This window comes from Cupriavidus necator N-1 (genome assembly GCF_000219215.1).
GTDB classification, from domain to species: Bacteria; Pseudomonadota; Gammaproteobacteria; order Burkholderiales; family Burkholderiaceae; genus Cupriavidus; species Cupriavidus necator.
On the sequence record NC_015723.1, the window covers coordinates 592803 to 608286 of the forward strand.

15 protein-coding genes are annotated in these 15484 nt (G+C 63.5%); 6 read left to right on the forward strand and 9 right to left on the reverse strand.

What is annotated here, in order from left to right; genetic code table 11:
- Positions 1 to 10 precede the first annotated feature (10 nt).
- Positions 11 to 1213: a CaiB/BaiF CoA transferase family protein gene (locus tag CNE_RS20840; protein ID WP_013952258.1), complete on the reverse strand. Its 1203-nt coding sequence runs from the start codon at positions 1211 to 1213 to the stop codon at positions 11 to 13.
- A gap of 279 nt (positions 1214 to 1492) precedes the next feature.
- Between CNE_RS20840 and CNE_RS20845 the strand changes: the two genes are divergently transcribed.
- The gene (locus CNE_RS20845; RefSeq protein ID WP_013952259.1) at positions 1493 to 2410 is read left to right on the forward strand and encodes a LysR family transcriptional regulator; all 918 of its coding nucleotides are present in this window, start codon (positions 1493 to 1495) and stop codon (positions 2408 to 2410) included.
- Positions 2411 to 2508: 98 nt separating this feature from the next.
- Here the strand turns inward: CNE_RS20845 and CNE_RS20850 are convergent, their stop codons facing one another.
- A complete protein-coding gene (locus CNE_RS20850) occupies positions 2509 to 3420 on the reverse strand; it encodes a LysR family transcriptional regulator (protein ID WP_013952260.1) in 912 nt (303 codons plus the stop codon).
- A 114-nt stretch (positions 3421 to 3534) separates the two neighbouring features.
- Between CNE_RS20850 and CNE_RS20855 the strand changes: the two genes are divergently transcribed.
- Positions 3535 to 4533 carry a Bug family tripartite tricarboxylate transporter substrate binding protein gene (locus tag CNE_RS20855; RefSeq protein WP_013952261.1) on the forward strand — a complete coding sequence of 333 codons (999 nt, stop codon included), beginning with the start codon at positions 3535 to 3537 and terminating at the stop codon, positions 4531 to 4533.
- 7 nt (positions 4534 to 4540) lie between these two features.
- Positions 4541 to 5716: a M20 aminoacylase family protein gene (locus CNE_RS20860; protein WP_013952262.1), complete on the forward strand. Its 1176-nt coding sequence runs from the start codon at positions 4541 to 4543 to the stop codon at positions 5714 to 5716.
- Between the two features lie 79 nt (positions 5717 to 5795).
- Here CNE_RS20860 and glnA read toward each other — a convergent pair whose 3' ends face one another.
- A complete protein-coding gene (glnA, locus tag CNE_RS20865) occupies positions 5796 to 7271 on the reverse strand; it encodes a type I glutamate--ammonia ligase (RefSeq protein WP_013952263.1) in 1476 nt (491 codons plus the stop codon).
- Between the two features lie 150 nt (positions 7272 to 7421).
- Positions 7422 to 7901, reverse strand: a complete 480-nt coding sequence (locus CNE_RS20870; protein WP_041228554.1) for a PaaI family thioesterase — start codon at positions 7899 to 7901, stop codon at positions 7422 to 7424.
- Between the two features lie 68 nt (positions 7902 to 7969).
- Between CNE_RS20870 and CNE_RS20875 the strand changes: the two genes are divergently transcribed.
- The gene (locus CNE_RS20875; protein ID WP_013952264.1) at positions 7970 to 8428 is read left to right on the forward strand and encodes a MarR family winged helix-turn-helix transcriptional regulator; all 459 of its coding nucleotides are present in this window, start codon (positions 7970 to 7972) and stop codon (positions 8426 to 8428) included.
- Between the two features lie 79 nt (positions 8429 to 8507).
- Positions 8508 to 8798, forward strand: coding sequence for an excalibur calcium-binding domain-containing protein (locus CNE_RS20880; RefSeq protein ID WP_041228555.1), 291 nt, complete (start codon positions 8508 to 8510; stop codon positions 8796 to 8798).
- A 95-nt stretch (positions 8799 to 8893) separates the two neighbouring features.
- Here the strand turns inward: CNE_RS20880 and CNE_RS20885 are convergent, their stop codons facing one another.
- Positions 8894 to 9862 carry a bifunctional helix-turn-helix transcriptional regulator/GNAT family N-acetyltransferase gene (locus tag CNE_RS20885; protein ID WP_013952265.1) on the reverse strand — a complete coding sequence of 323 codons (969 nt, stop codon included), beginning with the start codon at positions 9860 to 9862 and terminating at the stop codon, positions 8894 to 8896.
- 227 nt (positions 9863 to 10089) lie between these two features.
- Between CNE_RS20885 and CNE_RS20890 the strand changes: the two genes are divergently transcribed.
- Positions 10090 to 10692, forward strand: a complete 603-nt coding sequence (locus CNE_RS20890; protein ID WP_041228556.1) for an isochorismatase family cysteine hydrolase — start codon at positions 10090 to 10092, stop codon at positions 10690 to 10692.
- A gap of 45 nt (positions 10693 to 10737) precedes the next feature.
- On the opposite strand, the gene CNE_RS20895 is transcribed toward CNE_RS20890, so the two are convergent.
- The 4 genes from CNE_RS20895 to cysD form a co-directional block, all read right to left on the reverse strand.
- Complete coding sequence (locus tag CNE_RS20895; RefSeq protein ID WP_013952267.1) at positions 10738 to 11178, reverse strand: nuclear transport factor 2 family protein; 441 nt, start codon at positions 11176 to 11178, stop codon at positions 10738 to 10740.
- Between the two features lie 78 nt (positions 11179 to 11256).
- Positions 11257 to 12396, reverse strand: a complete 1140-nt coding sequence (locus tag CNE_RS20900) for a helix-turn-helix transcriptional regulator (RefSeq protein ID WP_041228557.1) — start codon at positions 12394 to 12396, stop codon at positions 11257 to 11259.
- Between the two features lie 253 nt (positions 12397 to 12649).
- The gene (cysN, locus tag CNE_RS20905) at positions 12650 to 14584 is read right to left on the reverse strand and encodes a sulfate adenylyltransferase subunit CysN (protein WP_013952269.1); all 1935 of its coding nucleotides are present in this window, start codon (positions 14582 to 14584) and stop codon (positions 12650 to 12652) included.
- A complete protein-coding gene (gene cysD / locus CNE_RS20910; RefSeq protein WP_010814009.1) occupies positions 14584 to 15480 on the reverse strand; it encodes a sulfate adenylyltransferase subunit CysD in 897 nt (298 codons plus the stop codon). The genes cysN and cysD overlap by 1 nt, the downstream gene beginning before the upstream one ends.
- Positions 15481 to 15484 lie beyond the last annotated feature (4 nt).

A 15484-nucleotide genomic window follows, 5' to 3' on the forward strand; every position in this document is an offset into this window, starting at 1 on the left:
GGTCTCCTTGTCAGATAATCCCTGCCGCGCGCCATGCCTCGCGCTGCGCCGCGCCGATGCCAAGGCCTTCCAGCACCGCGTCGGTATGCTGGCCAAGCGCGGGGGCGGGGTTGGGCAGTGCGCCGGGGGTGGCGCTCAGCTTCGGTACGATGCCGGGCAACTGGACGGGTGTGCCGTCCGGCAATTGCGCGTCCAGGATCATGTCGCGCGCGCGGTAGTGCGGATCGCTGGCGATATCGGCGATGTCGTAGATCTTGCCCGCGGGGATGCGGGCGCCATTGAGGGCGTCGAGGGCCGCTTCGAGGCTGCGCTGTGCCGCCCATTCGCCAATGGCGGCGTCGAGCATCGCAACCTGGCTGACCCGGCCGTCGTTGTGGGCCAGGGCCGGGTCGTCGCGCAGGTCGGGGCGCTCGATCATATCCATCAGCCGCCTGAAGATGCCATCGCCATTGCCGGCGATCAGCACGTACTTGCCGTCGGCACAGCGGTACGCATTGGTGGGCGCGATGCCGGGAAGACTGCTGCCGGCCGCTTGCCGCACGGTGCCGAACACCGAGTATTCCGGCAACAGGCTCTCCATCATGCTGAACACCGACTCGTACAAGGCCACATCCACGACCTGGCCCTGGCCGCCGTTCTGCTCCCGGTGCCGCAACGCCAGCAGGATGCCGATCACACCGTGCAGGGCGGACAGGGAGTCGCCGATCGATACCCCCACGCGCACCGGGGTGCGGCCCGGCTCGCCGCTCAGGTGGCGCAAGCCGCCCATCGCTTCGCCAATGACGCCGAAGCCCGGCCGGTCGCGATAGGGCCCGGTCTGGCCATAGCCGGACACGCGCAGCATCACCAGCCCGGGGTTGGCCGCCCGCAGGCTGTCCCAGCCCAGGCCCCAGTTTTCCAGCGTGCCCGGGCGGAAGTTCTCGATCAGCACGTCGCTTTGCGCGGCCAGCTTGCGCACGACTTCCTGGCCTTGCGCCGTGCGCAGGTCCAGCGTGACGGACTGCTTGTCGCGGGACTGTGCCTCCCACCAGACCGAGGTGCCTTCATGCAACAGCCGCCACTTGCGCAGCGGATCGCCCGTGCCGGGCGGCTCGACCTTGATGACTTCCGCGCCGAACGCCGCCAGCATGCGCGCGGCAAACGGCCCGGCGATCAGTTGCCCCAGTTCCAGGACGCGTACGCCGGCAAGGGGCTTTGACTTGCTTGTTTCCATCTCCATAGCTCCTGCTGTGTGCTGGAGATAGTGGGTCAAAAGCCGTTGCCTGGTAATCGATGGATTCTCAACCGTCCTTTCCTTGCAGGAAAAGGTGGCCCGTGTTGCCGCTAGGGAGCCCCGCGACCGGCACAACCCGCCGCTTTGCCAGCTATCCCAGGCGGATCAAGGCTTGCATTGAGATGCCGGGGGGCGGGCGTGCCATTTGACAAGGCGCGATCGGCTTACTAGCCTTTCCTGACTTTCAACCCGGTCAGCGCGCTTCGCCAGTGCAATACGATGATCAATCCTGCCCATTTCGATCTCCAGTCCCTGCGTGTCTTCCAGCTGGTGGCCCAGTGCGGCGGGCTGACGCAGGCGGCGAACAAGTCACACATGACGCTCTCGGCCCTGAGCAAACGGATCGCGGACCTTGAGCGCACGGTGGGATGCGCACTGTTCCTGCGCGTTCGGCGTGGGCTTGAGCTGACGCCCGCTGGCCATGAGCTGGTCCAGCATGCGCGCATGGTGCTCGACAAGGTCAACCAGATGGCGGGCGAGATGAGCGACTTCGCCACCGGCGTGCGCGGACACGTCAAGGTCTGGGCCAATACGTCAGCCGTGATCCAGTTTCTTCCGCACGACCTGGCAAGCTTCCTCGTCTCGCAGCCGCTGATCAGGATCAGCCTGGAGGAGCGCCTGAGCCAGGACGTGGTGGTGGCGCTACTGTCCGGTGAAACCGATATCGGCGTGTTCGCCGACAACGTGCCGGCTTATGACATCAGGAAGTCCGTCTATCGGCGCGACCGCCTGGTCGTCCTGGTGCCTGCCGGACATCCGCTGGCCGGGCGCTCGGAAGTGAGTTTCGACGAAACCCTGGAGTACGACTTTGTCGGCCTCAACCAGGGCAGCTCGCTGCTGCAGCGTCTGACCGCCGCTGCATCGGCACTGGACAAGGTCGTGCGGCTGAGGATCCAGGTCAGCAGCTTCGATGCGATCTGCCGGATGATCGAGGCGGGGTTGGGCATCGGCGTCCTGCCAGATGGCGCGGTCCGGCCCGAACTGCTGGGTGCCGGGCTGCATGCCGTCTACCTGTCCGACGCCTGGGCATCACGCATTCTCTGGCTGGGCGTGAGGGACGAAGCGGGTCTCCTGCCGGAGGCAAGGACGCTCCTGGAGCATCTGCGCGCAGCGGGGTCGGCCAGCGCGAGTTGTTGATGACATGGATGTGCCGTGATGCCGGTCACCGACGGCCCACAGGACGCATTTCACCGTCAGCACGGCCTGCCAGGAGATGACGGTGCGCCTAGCGGCGGCTAGTCACGCAAATGCTCGTCCATGAATTTCCGGAATATTTCCATGCTCGGTGCCTCGGTTCGCCCCGCCAGGGTGAAAAAGGCATAGCGGGGGCCGTCATCGACCGCTGGGGTAGTGTCCAGTTCGCATAGTTTTCCTGCGGCAATCTCCGCACGCACTGCCGCGACGATGCTGAACAGTATCGCGTCGGAATCCAGCACAGCTTCGACCAGGCTCCGGACATTCTCGCACCTGAGGCTCAGGCAATGCTCCGGATCGGCGCGCGGTCCGAAGCGCTTCACGAGGTTGCGCGCGACTTCCGTGCTGAGCGGGGCGGAAGCCAGCGGATAACGCATGACATCGTCAAACGTCACAGCGTCTCCGCCGGCGGCCTGTTGCACAAGCGGATGTCCTGTGCGGCAGATAAAGCGACCCTGCAACGCGTTCAGCAACTCGTGGCGAAGGTCCGTTGCTGGCGCCACGCTGCTCACCTCCACGACGACTGCATCAAGCGATCGCTGACGCAGTTGGATCATCAGCGCATCGGAAGTACCAAGCGACACGCTGACCTGTATGCCGGGATGGTGCCTGGCCATGAATCGCAGAAACGGCGTCGCCAGCACTGCGCCCGGCCCGGCGCCCAGGCCGACGCGGATGGCACCCAGGTGGTGGTGGTGGAACAGTTCGACGCTGCGATGCAGTTCCGCTTCCTCGAACACGATGCGCCGGGCCCGGTTGGCAATCAGCTCCCCCAATGGGGTCAGCACATTGCGCTTGCCGTGCCGGTCGATCAGGCGGCCTCCCAGTTCATCCTCCAACGTCTGGATGCTCCGGCTCAGCGCGGACTGGGTCAGGTGCAGGCGTTGCGCCGCCTGGCTGAAGGATGCCATATCCGCCACCATCAGCAGATGCTTGAGATGTTTAAGATGCATTGCGCACTTTGTAATGAGATTTTTGAATAAATTTTAGACTGATAATGCATTGGACGCATGATGGATGGCACTTTACGATCCGATTCCACAAGAACACGGATTGAGGAGACAGCCATGACCCGATTCAAGAACGTCGGCCGCCGTTGGCTCGGCGGCTTGGTTGCAGCACTGCTTTTTGCCGGCCTGGCGCCGGCACACGGCTTTCCTGACCGGCCGGTAACGCTGATGGTGCCGTTCCCGGCGGGCGGCCTCTCCGACGTTGTTGCCCGGAACCTGAACGGGCCCCTCGCCCGGCAGTTCGGGCAGCCGGTCATCGTCGAAAACCTCGGGGGAGCTGGTGGAGCAATTGCCGCGCAGAAGGTCCTTCACGCACCGGCCGACGGCCATTTGCTATTGCAGGCAGGGCCCGGCGAACTCATCACTACGCCGCTGGCCAATGCCGCAATCAAATTCAGGAGCGAGGATTTCCGGCTGGTGCATATGGTCGGCGCTGTCGATCTTGCCATCCTGGTGCGCAGGGATCTGCCGGTAAAGGATGTCGACGAACTGGCCGCCTATGCCGCGCAGGCAGCCAAGGCCGGCAAACCACTGACGTACGCGAGCGTCGGCATCGGCTCGCTCTATCACCTCCTGGGGGCGCATATGTCCCAAACCATCGGAGCGCCGATGACTCACGTGCCATACAAGGGCGGCGCGCCCGTGATCCAGGACCTCGTTGGCGGAATCGTCGATATCTTTATCTCGCCGTTTGGCAAGCCTGATATCGAACGCATGCGCACCGGCCAGGTCAGGATGCTGGCGGTCCTGTCGCCCACACGCGTGGATGCAGTGAAGTCGGTGCCCAGCGTCAATGAAAGCAAGGCGCTGCGGGGCTTCAACTATTCAACCTGGGCCGGGATCTTCGTGAAGAAGGACACTGCCGAGCCGGTTGTGCAAGCAGTGCACAACGCGATTGTGCATACGCTGGCCGACCCCTCGGTGCGTGCCAGCCTGGATACCGCGAACCTGCCTGCGTCCAAGCCGGTGTCGCTTGCAGAAAGTCAGAAGGCCTATCAGCAGAGCATCGAACAATACCGCGGCATTGCCCGCGCCATCGGCTTGCAGCCGCAATAAGGACGCCATGCATCCCATCCTGGCCGCGCTGCGGGACAGCGCCGAAGAGTTCGTAGCAGTTCGCCGTGACCTGCACCGGCATCCGGAACTCGGCTTCGAGGAACATCGCACCAGCGACATCGTGGCCAGCCTGCTCGCCGAATGGGGCTATGAGGTCGAGCGCGGGCTGGGGACAACGGGTGTCGTCGCCCGCCTTCGACGCGGTACGGGCAACCGCAGCCTTGGCATCCGCGCCGACATGGATGCCTTGCCGATAGAAGAGGCCACAGGGCTCCCCTATGCCAGCTGCCATCCCGGCGTAATGCACGCCTGCGGGCATGATGGGCATACCACCATGATACTTTGCGCAGCAAAGTATCTCGCCCGGCGCGGCGGTTTCAGTGGAACCCTGAACCTTATCTTCCAGCCGGCAGAGGAGGGGTTGGGCGGTGCAAAGAAGATGATGGAGGACGGACTGTTCAGGAAGTACCCTTGCGATGCCGTCTTCGCCATGCACAATGTACCGGGCACCGCATCGGGCCGTCTGCTCTTGCGTGAGGGCGCGGCGCAGGCTTCGGCCGACAACGTGACCATTACGCTGGAAGGCGTCGGTGGCCATGCAGCGATCCCACACCACGCGGCCGATCCTGTCGTGGCCGGCGCCTCCATCGTGATGGCCTTGCAGACCATCGTGGCGCGCAATGTCGATCCGCTGCAAGCGGCGGTCATTACCGTGGGCGCGTTCCAGGCCGGTACCGTCTCCAATATCATTCCCTCGCATGCCGTGCTCAGGCTGAGTGTCCGCGCACTGGACCGCGATGTGCGAGAGCAGATCGAACAGCGTGTCAGGGATCTGGTATCGGCGCAGGCGCAGAGCTATGGCGTCACGGCGCAGGTCGATTATCAGCGCGGGTACCCAGTCCTGGTGAATACGCCGGCTGAAACGGCGTTCGCGAGCCAGGTCGCCCTGGAGTTACTGGGCCCGAGCCACGTCAATTGCCAGGCGTCGCCCATTGCCGCCAGTGAGGACTTTGCCTTCATGCTGGATGCCGTGCCCGGCTGCTACCTGTGGATTGGAAACGGCGAAGGCGGAAAGGTCGGAGGCTGCTCGGTCCACAATCCCGGCTACGACTTCAATGACGGGAACATTGCTGTCGGTGCGGCGTATTGGGCCCTGCTATGCGAACGTTTCCTCGTGGACTAACGATCGGCCGGCGGGATGCACAGTCTTCCATCACCGGCTGGGCCGCCAGCGTTCGTCGTCCCAGCGCCACCTACGGTGATCAAATGTCGAAGTAGAGTTGGAATTCCCACGGGTGCGGCCGCACCTTCAATGTATCGATCTCGCGCGTGCGCTTGTAGTCAATCCAGGTGCTGATCAGGTCTTCAGTGAAAACATCACCTTTTCGCAGGAACGCTGAGTCGGCTTCCAGCGCACAAAGCGACTCTTCGAGGGAGCCTGGTACCTGCCGGATGCGGGCGGCTTCCTCCGGTGGCAGATCATAGATGTTCTTGTCGAGCGGGTCGCCGGGGTCCGTCTGGTTTTCAATGCCGTCCAGGCCGGCGAGCAGCATTGCCGAGAAGGCGAGGTAGGCATTGGCCGACGGGTCAGGACAGCGAAATTCAACGCGCCTGGCGCTCGGGGAATCCGAAACCATTGGAATCCTGGCCGCGGCGGATCGGTTGCGCTGCGACATGGCCAGATTGACAGGCGCCTCGTATCCGGGCACCAGTCGCTTATAGGAGTTTGTGCTCGGTGCGCAGAAAGCCATCAGCGCGGGGGCGTGGCTGAGCAAGCCGCCTATATACCAACGGCACATCTGGGACGTCTGCGCCCAACCGTTCTTGTCATAGAAGAGGTTCTCGGCGTCGCGCCAGAGGCTCTGGTGGCAATGCATGCCGCTCGCGTTGTCGGCAAACAGGGGCTTGGGCATGAAGGTGGCGACCTTGCCGTGGCGGCGCGCAACGTTCTTGCAGATGTACTTGTACATCATCACGTTGTCTGCCATGCGCATCAGTGGCGCAAAGCGCATGTCGATTTCGTTCTGGCCGGCCGTGGCGACCTCATGGTGATGCACCTCGACCTGGATGCCGGCCTGCATCAGCGCGAGCACGATTTCGGAGCGGATGTCCTGCAGCGTATCGCTCGGCGGCACGGGAAAATACCCTCCCTTGTAGCGCTGCTTGTAGCCGAGATTGCCGCCACCATAGGCGCCTTCGTCACGGCCCGAGGTCCATTCGCCTTCGGCGGATTCGACATGGTAGTAGCCAGAGTGCTGGTCCTGTCCGAAGCGGATGGAGTCGAAAATAAAGAATTCCAGTTCGGGGCCAAGGTAGCAAACCGTGGCAAGACCGGTTTGCCGGAGATACAACTCTGCCTTGCGTGCGATGTGGCGCGGATCGCGTGAGTACGGCTGGTGCAGGACAGGGTCCAGCACGTCGCAGATCAGCGCCAGCGTTGGTGCTGCGCAAAACGGATCGATGAATGCCGTGGCCGGGTCAGGCCTGACTAGCATGTCGGACTCATGGATTTCCTGGAACCCGCGAATGGAAGACCCGTCGAAGCCGATGCCGGCCGAGAACAAGTCGTCGTTGACTTCCGGCAGCGTGATCGAGAAGTGCTGCCACACGCCGGGCAAGTCGGTGAACCTGAGGTCAACGACCTGGATTGCGTGCGTCCGGATCAGATCGATGACTTCGCCGGGATTTTGCGGCGGCGCAACGTGATAGCTGCCGGGTTCTATTGAGACCATGCCCATATCCGCCTCCATCGTCCGCCAGCAACATCATTCAACATTAGCCTGTCAGATTCCGAATGGAAAGCGCCTCACCAACCTGCAGCCATTGCCGAATGGCTGTGGTCGCCAGCCTGACTCAAGCCGGCTTCCCCAGACTTTCGTTTGGTTCGCCTATTGTTCCCGCGCAGGCGATAGCACGAGTAGCGTAGACGTGCCATGGGCCAGGACGCGCCCGTCCCTCGCAAGCACGCGAGCTTCCGCGGTAATGATTTGACGGCCGTGGCTGACAACGCGGCCTTCGACACGGACCCTGCCTGTATCAGGCTTGATCGGCCGGGAGAAATTTCCCTTGGTTTCGACAGTGGTGTAACCAGTGCCGGCGGGAAGAAGGGAGTTGGCTGCGCACGCGGCTGCGCTGTCAATCAGCGTCAGAGGCCATCCGCCGTGCACCGAACCCATTGGATTGAGCAGTCTGGACGACGGCTCGCCTTCGAACGCGGCGAATCCGTCGCCGACCTCAACTAACCAGAAGTCGAGGACCTGTGAGATAGGCGGCTGTGGCAGGTGACCGTCCACAATGGCTTGAAGAATTGCCCGGCCGTTCATGTTTGCGACGTCGGCGGGTGAGGCAAGGCCATATCGATATTCCATCTCGTCAGATCTCCTCTTCGTTGGTATTATATGCAGATACAAACAATGCATCTGCATATAGTATCGACATGGAAAAGCGAAGGCAAGGAGCCAGGAGCCTGCGCGCAGACGCCGCTGCGGTTCTCGATGTCGATCTCGGCTGGTGGTCGCGCCTGTTGGCGCGCAGAATTACAGCGGAGCTGGATGAGGCCCTGGCTTCGTCTGGCCTGTCCAGCACGCAATTTGGATTGATGTGCCTGATCGCGTCAGCAACAGACGACACCCTTGGCTCGTTGGCGCAACGAGCCGGACTGAATCAATCGACAATGTCGAGGAATGTGGATCAGCTTGTCAGCACGGGGCTGGTGGAAGTCGTCACGTCCGAAGCGGATCGCCGCCGCCGCGCGGTGTGGTTGACAGAGGCCGGCGCCTTTAAGTTGCAGCAGGCTCTGGCGCTGTGGCAGCCCGCCCACCGCGCGTTGCGGCAAAAGCTGGGCTCAGAGTTGCACGACATGGTAGGCGAGGTCGCGGCAAGGCTGGCAGAGTAGCGGCAGGGCGCCTGACCGACAACGACGCTGTTGTGGCATCCTTCCATTTCCAAAAAGAAAAAGAAGGATAGGGGTCAACATGTATAAGGGCTTGCTGGTAGTTGCGACCGTCGCGGCCGCCTTCATCTATTACAAAACGCACGCGCCTCTGGTAAATCCCGTTGCCCAGGCCGAGCCACAGCAGATCGAGGTTTCAGCCGTGGCAGCCACGGCGGAACCGGCATTTCGCTGCGAGGGCAAACAGCACTGCAGCCAGATGGCATCCTGCGCGGAAGCGCGCTTCTATCTGAAAAACTGCCCGGCGGTAAAGATGGATGGGGATGGCGACGGTATTCCATGTGAGACGCCACCCCTCCAGTGTATGTTTTGACGCGCCGTTGCCGGGCCACGCTCTGCGGCTCACGCCTGCACGGCGACATTACTCATGAAGACAAGGGCAGGTCAGCGGTCGCATCAAGGCTGGGCTCATGCCAGGCAACGGCTAAACCGTTGCTCGGTGACCCGGGTTCCCCATTGCGTCCCCTCGGATTCGTCCACCAATTGAAAACCAAATGACTCGTATAGATGGCGTGCCGCATCCAATCCCTTGAACGTCCATAGGTAGGTCTCGCGATATCGCTCGTCGACAAATTTCATCGCGTGTGACATCAGTTGCCGTCCGACACCGGAACCACGCAATGTGTCATCCACAATGAACCAGCGCAAATGGGCGATGCCCTGTTCATCATCCCCGTCGATTGCGAGCGAGGCGAGCGACCGGCCGTTTTCGGCGTAGAGCCACAGCGCCTTATCATCGGCTGGCATCTTGCCGATAAACTCGGCAAGCTCTGTCGCTACCTTCTTTTCGAAGAACGCGCCGAAGCCCCAATGCTCCGAGTAAAACCGGGCGTGCAAGCTTGCCACGTCACCAATGCAGCCGGGTTGGTAGCCCTCCAGGATCCGTCCGGGCACGGCATCTGCGGGGGCGGTCTTGACCGCGTTGCCTTGCGTAAGTGCGTCGGCGTACAGCGCGAGAGAGCGGACCAGGGCCTGCTGGTCAGCCGGAACCATCCGCCGAAGCGCGTTGGACACCTGATCCGTTGCGAAGCGGTCGATCTTCTTTCTAAGCTTCTGCCCGGCCTCGGTCAGGTACAGCTCGGATGAACGTGCATCTTCGCTTGCGGTCTTGCGCTCCACGAGTCCGCCAGCCTCCAGCCTTGCGACCTGCCTGCTCGTGTTCGATTTGTCCAGGCGCAGGATGTTGCCCAAATCCTTTGCGCTGATCCCTGGCTGCGCCCCGATTTCCATGATCGCGTGAACCGCCGACGGGGCAAGGTCGCTATCGGCCAGGGTGGCTCGCATGAAACCGAGCTCGCGAACCAGTCTTCGGGAAAAGTCGCGAAGTTCGAGAATCGTCGCTTCTCGAGACTTGGCTGGAATATCGACAAGGTCCACCGGCGCCCTCCTATGAGTTGCGTTTCGCAACCAATATAGTTGTGAGTAGCAACTTAATCAAGGTCTTGGCTTGCCCGATCATCGATCACCTGCTGGAGCGCTTCAGGGAGACCCGGAACGGCCAACCGATTGGTCGTGGTAGAGTCGATCATCATTCCTTATCGCGCAGCCATATGTCGCCACCCGTTGAACATGGACCCGTCGGTTCAGCAGGCCATCAACAGGGCATGGAAAGCGCCGCTGATGCGCACAGCGTGACCATGCAGATTCCGGCAATCGTTCCAGCGAAAACTGCGCTGGTGGTCATGCATTACCAGACCGACATCCTGGCGTTATTTCCCTCGGTCGCGCCCGCTTTGCTCTCCAATACGCGCAAGCTGTGTGACGCTGCACGGGCCCGGGGCGTCAGCGTCTATTTCGCCAAGATCCACTTTGCTCCAGGCTATCCGGAAGTCAGTCCGTTGAACAGGAACGGGCAGGGAATCAAGCAGCTTGGTCTTTTCGTCGACGACCAGATCTCGCCGGAACTCGGCCAGCAGGCCACTGAGCCGCTCATCATCGCGCATCGTGCCAGCGTGTTCTTTGGTACCGACCTGCAGGTGCGGCTTTCCGCGCAGGGTATCGATACCCTGCTTATGGTGGGCATTGCGTCGACCGGTGTGGTGCTGTCGTCGGTCGCGTACGCGAGCGATGCGGACTTCCGTTTATTCACGGTCAAGGATTGCTGCTCCGACCCGGATCAGGTCGTGCACGATCATCTCTTTTCAACCGCGTTCGATTCGCGCACAACGGTGCTCTCGCTCGCTGATGCCTTGCGGTTGCTTGCCTAGCATTTGCTGGCATTTCGTCCTGCCCGGAATGCCGCCGTGCATCCCTCAGGCAGACGGCACGAGCAGATGATCGGTCAGGTTACCCCTCAGATCGAGCACCGCATAATTGCGGCGACTGAAGCGCCAGCGTCCCTCGACCTTTTCGAAGGCGTCATGATAGCGACCGGCCGCGATCACCTGCAGCGCGATACGGTCGGTTGCCTGAAGGACCGTATAGTACGATCTGACGGTCGCTGTCAGGCGGTCCGGAGCAATCTCAATGATCGGATTGCTGATGACATGCCTGGTTCTGGGCGTTCCATCTGCGTGCAATTTCACATAGGCTTGCCAGAGCTTCAGCATGGCCGCGGAACCTCGCTGCACGGCATCTCCGGTTTCGATCTCTGCGTGTTCGAACAGTGCAGCGACCCCGGGCAGATCACCGGCGTCCATGCGCTCGGCATAGATGTAGAGGAGATTGGCAAGCTGCACTGCATCGTCGGTCATCGACTTGTCTCCGGTAGATTGGGAGAATTAAAGCAGTCCGGCGATATTCCGGCATCGTCCGCTTGGAGTAAGAAGCCCTCACCCCATCCCCACCACACTGGACAGCAACATCTTCACCAGCACCGCCTGCCGCGTTGCCCCGGTCTTGGCAAAGATGCCCCGCAGGTGTGCCCGCGCCGTGTTCTTCTTGACGCCAAGCCGCATCGCGGCTTCATCCAGCGTTAGCCCGTCGACCATCAGTAAAGCCAGTTCGATCTCGGTCGGGGTCAGGTGGAACAGCTTGCGCAGGTTGGCGTGGGTGTTGCGCGGCGATCCTGCCGGGTCGCGGATGAACACCGCCACTGCGGGTCGGCGTGACTTGTCTTCGCTGCGATAGCTGAGCGGGATCGGCCGCACCAGCACGCTCAGGGGCGTGGGCGCGGCGGGCCGGCTCAGCGTGGTGACTTCGCTGCGCGGTGCGGCCAGCGCGTGGGCCTGGGCAGCGCCTTCCAGGATCTTGCGGAACCTGCGGTTTTCCACCGGGCAGTGCGCGTGCAGCGCGCCGTCTGACAGGTAGAGGCCGTCGCGCGCCTGCAGCAGGCGGCCGGCGACGTCGTTGGTCCGGATGGTCCTGCCGTGCTCGTCCAGGATCACAGTGCCGACCTGCAGCCGGTCGACGGCATCCGCGTACAGGGACCGTTCAGAAGCAAGAACGTCGAGCGCGGCATGCAGGTCCACTGCGCGCTTCAGGTGCGGCAGCAGGCCGTGCAGCAGTGCCTTGTCGGCCTCGCCGAAGTCCTGTCCCGCGTCGGTGCGGCTGATGAACAGCGCGCACTCCACGCCGTCGGGCGTGACCAGGTTGGCCGCCAGGATATAGCGCAGGCCCAGTGGTTGAAGGTATTGAGTGTAGAACGGATGCGCCAGCCAGCCGGCTTCGCCAAACAGTTCGTCGGCGCTGAAGAGCCGGTCCGGGTGCAGGTCCAGGAAGGGGCACAGCGCGTAGTACTGCTCGCTGTATGAGGGCTCGCCCGGCAGGTGCGGGCCGTAGTCGGAGGCATTGACGATCAGGCCCGGCCGGTCGGTGGCCGGGTGGCGCAGCACCAGCGTGACGAAGGTGGCGCCCAGGCGCTGGCGCACGCTTTCCAGGAAGCCGGCCCAGGGCACGGCTTCGGTCGGGCCCTGGTAGAGCTGGGCGAGCAGGGCGCTCAGCTCGGCGGCCGGCAGGGGGTCTGGCAGCATGATGGCGGTGCGACGGTTTGCTCCCCTCTCCCGCATGCGGGAGAGGGGCAGGGGGTGAGGGCCGGCGGTGGCATACCACCAGCCCGATCGTGGACATTCCCGCCCTCACCCCAACCCTCTCCCGCAAACGGGAGAGGGAGCATCCAATCGGTCATGCAAAGGCAATGACTTGCGCCAGACGTGGCGGCAGTCCAGGGCAGGAATCCCTGTCCCATCGTACCGACCCCGTCCGTCGCCTCATCGTCCGTTCGGCCTAGGGTTTCTCCCGCAGCCACGCCACGATCCGCTCCGCCGCCTGCTCCGCCGTGTCGACGGTGGTGTCGATGCGGATCTCGGGCCGCTCGGGCGGCTGGTACGGCGAGTCGATGCCGGTGAAGTTCTTCAGCTCGCCGCGCCGCGCCTTGCGATACAGGCCCTTGGGGTCGCGTTGCTCAGCCACCGCCAGCGGCGTGTCGATGAAGACTTCGACGAAATCGCCGTTGCCGGCGAGCGCGCGCGCCATGTCGCGCTCCGAGCGGAACGGCGAGATGAAGGACACCAGCACGATCAGGCCCGCATCGAGCATCAGCCTTGCCACTTCCGCCACGCGCCGGATATTCTCGACGCGGTCGGCCTCGGCGAAGCCCAGGTCCTTGTTCAGGCCGTGGCGCACGTTGTCGCCGTCGAGCAGGTAGGTGTGGTGGCCCAGCGTGTGCAGGCGCTTTTCCACCAGGTTGGCGATGGTGGACTTGCCTGCGCCGGAGAGCCCGGTGAACCAGACGATGCGCGGCGACTGGTGCTTGAGTGCGGCATGGGCGCGGCGGTCCACGTCGATGGCCTGCCAGTGCACGTTCTGCGCCCTGCGCAGCGCAAAGCGCAGCATGCCGGCGCCGACCGTGTTGTTGCTGAGGCGGTCGATGATGATGAAGCCGCCCAGCTCGCGGTTGCGCGCGTAGGGATCGAAGGCCACCGGCTGGTCCAGGTGCAGGTTGCACACGCCGATCTCGTTCAGCTCCAGCGTGCGCGCGGCCAGGTGTTCGAGCGTGTTGACATTGACCTTGTACTTGGGCTGCGCCACGGTCACGCCCACGGTGCGTGTGCCGAGCTTGAGCAGGTAGGGGCGCCCGGGCAGCATGGCGTCCTCGTTCATCCACACCAGCGTGGCCTCGAACTGGTCGGCCACCGCCGGCGGGTCTTCCGGGCAGGCCAGCACGTCGCCGCGGCTGATGTCGATCTCGTCCTCCAGCGTCAGCGTCACCGCCTGGCCGCGCATGGCGTGCTCGCACGCGCCGGCGGCGCCAACGATGCCGGCCACGCGGCTCTCGCGGCCCGAGGGCAGCGCGCGCACGCGGTCGCCGCGGCGGATCTCGCCGGCGCTGACGGTGCCGGCAAAACCGCGGAAGTCCAGGTTGGGCCGGTTGACCCACTGCACCGGCAGCCGGAACGATTCGCCCTGCACGGGCGCATTGTCGATCGGCACGTTCTCCAGGTGGGCCATCAGCGTCGGGCCGTGGTACCACGGGGTATTGGCGCTGGGCTCGGTGATGTTGTCGCCGCGCAGGGCCGACATCGGAATGCAGGTGATATCGGTCAGGCCGATCTGCCGGGCAAACTCCCGGTACTCGTTCTCGATGCGCGTATGGACCTCGCGCGAGTAGTCGACCATGTCCAGCTTGTTGACCGCCAGCACCACGCGGCGGATGCCAAGCGTCGCCACCAGGTAGCTGTGGCGGCGCGTCTGGGTCTGCACGCCGCGGCGCGCATCCACCAGCAGGATGGCCAGGTCGGCGGTGGAAGCGCCGGTGACCATGTTGCGCGTGTACTGTTCGTGCCCCGGCGTGTCGGCCACGATGAACTTGCGCTTGTCGGTGGCGAAGAAGCGGTAGGCCACGTCGATGGTGATGCCTTGTTCGCGCTCCGCGGCCAGGCCGTCCACCAGCAGCGCGAAGTCGAGGTTCTGGCCCTGCGTGCCCATCTTCTTCGAGTCGGCTTCCAGCTGGGCGAGCTGGTCTTCGAACAGCATCTTCGATTCATACAGCAGCCGGCCGATCAGCGTGCTCTTGCCGTCGTCGACGCTGCCGCAGGTGATGAAGCGCAGCAGGCTCTTGCTTTGCTGGGCGCGCAAGTAGTGGGCGATCTCGCCCGAGGTGCCGGTGGCTTGCGCGGCGTCTTGCGCAAGCGCGGGCGCGGTGTCGATCAGGGTTTCCATCAGAAGTATCCCTCCTGCTTCTTCTTTTCCATCGAACCGGCTGAGTCGCTGTCGATCAACCGTCCCTGGCGCTCCGAGGTGGTCGCCAGCAGCATTTCCTGGATGATGCCGCCGAGGGTGTCGGCCTCGCTCTCGATCGCGCCGGTGAGCGGGTAGCAGCCCAGCGTGCGGAAGCGCACCTTGCGCAGCTGCGGCGTTTCTCCAGGGCGCAGCGGCAGGCGCTCATCGTCGACCATGATCAGCGTGCCGTCTCGCTCCACCACCGGGCGCTCCTTGGCGTAGTAGAGCGGCACGATGGGGATGTCGTTCAGGTAGATGTATTGCCAGATGTCCAGCTCGGTCCAGTTGGACAGCGGGAACACGCGCAGGCTTTCGCCCTTGCGCTTGCGGGTGTTGTACTGGCGCCAGAGCTCGGGCCGCTGCATCTTCGGGTCCCAGCGGTGCTGGGCGGTGCGTACCGAGAACACGCGCTCCTTGGCACGCGACTTTTCCTCGTCGCGGCGCGCGCCGCCGAAGGCGGCGTCAAAGCCGTAGTGGTCCAGCGCCTGCTTCAGGCCCTGGGTCTTCCACACGTCGGTATGGACGGCGGAGCCGTGCTCGTGCGGGCTGATATTGCGTGCCAGCCCCTCGGGGTTGACATGCACGCGCAGGTCCAGGCCAAGGCGCGCGGCGGTCTGGTCGCGGAATGCGATCATCTCGCCGAACTTCCACGTGGTATCGACGTGCAGCAGCGGGAACGGCGGCCGCGCGGGGTGGAAGGCCTTCATGGCAAGGTGCAGCATCACGGCGCTGTCCTTGCCGATGGAATAGAGCATGACGGGGTTTTCGCATTCCGCCACCACCTCCCGCATGATGTGGATGCTCTCCGCCTCCAGTTGCTCCAGGTGGGTCAACATCGGG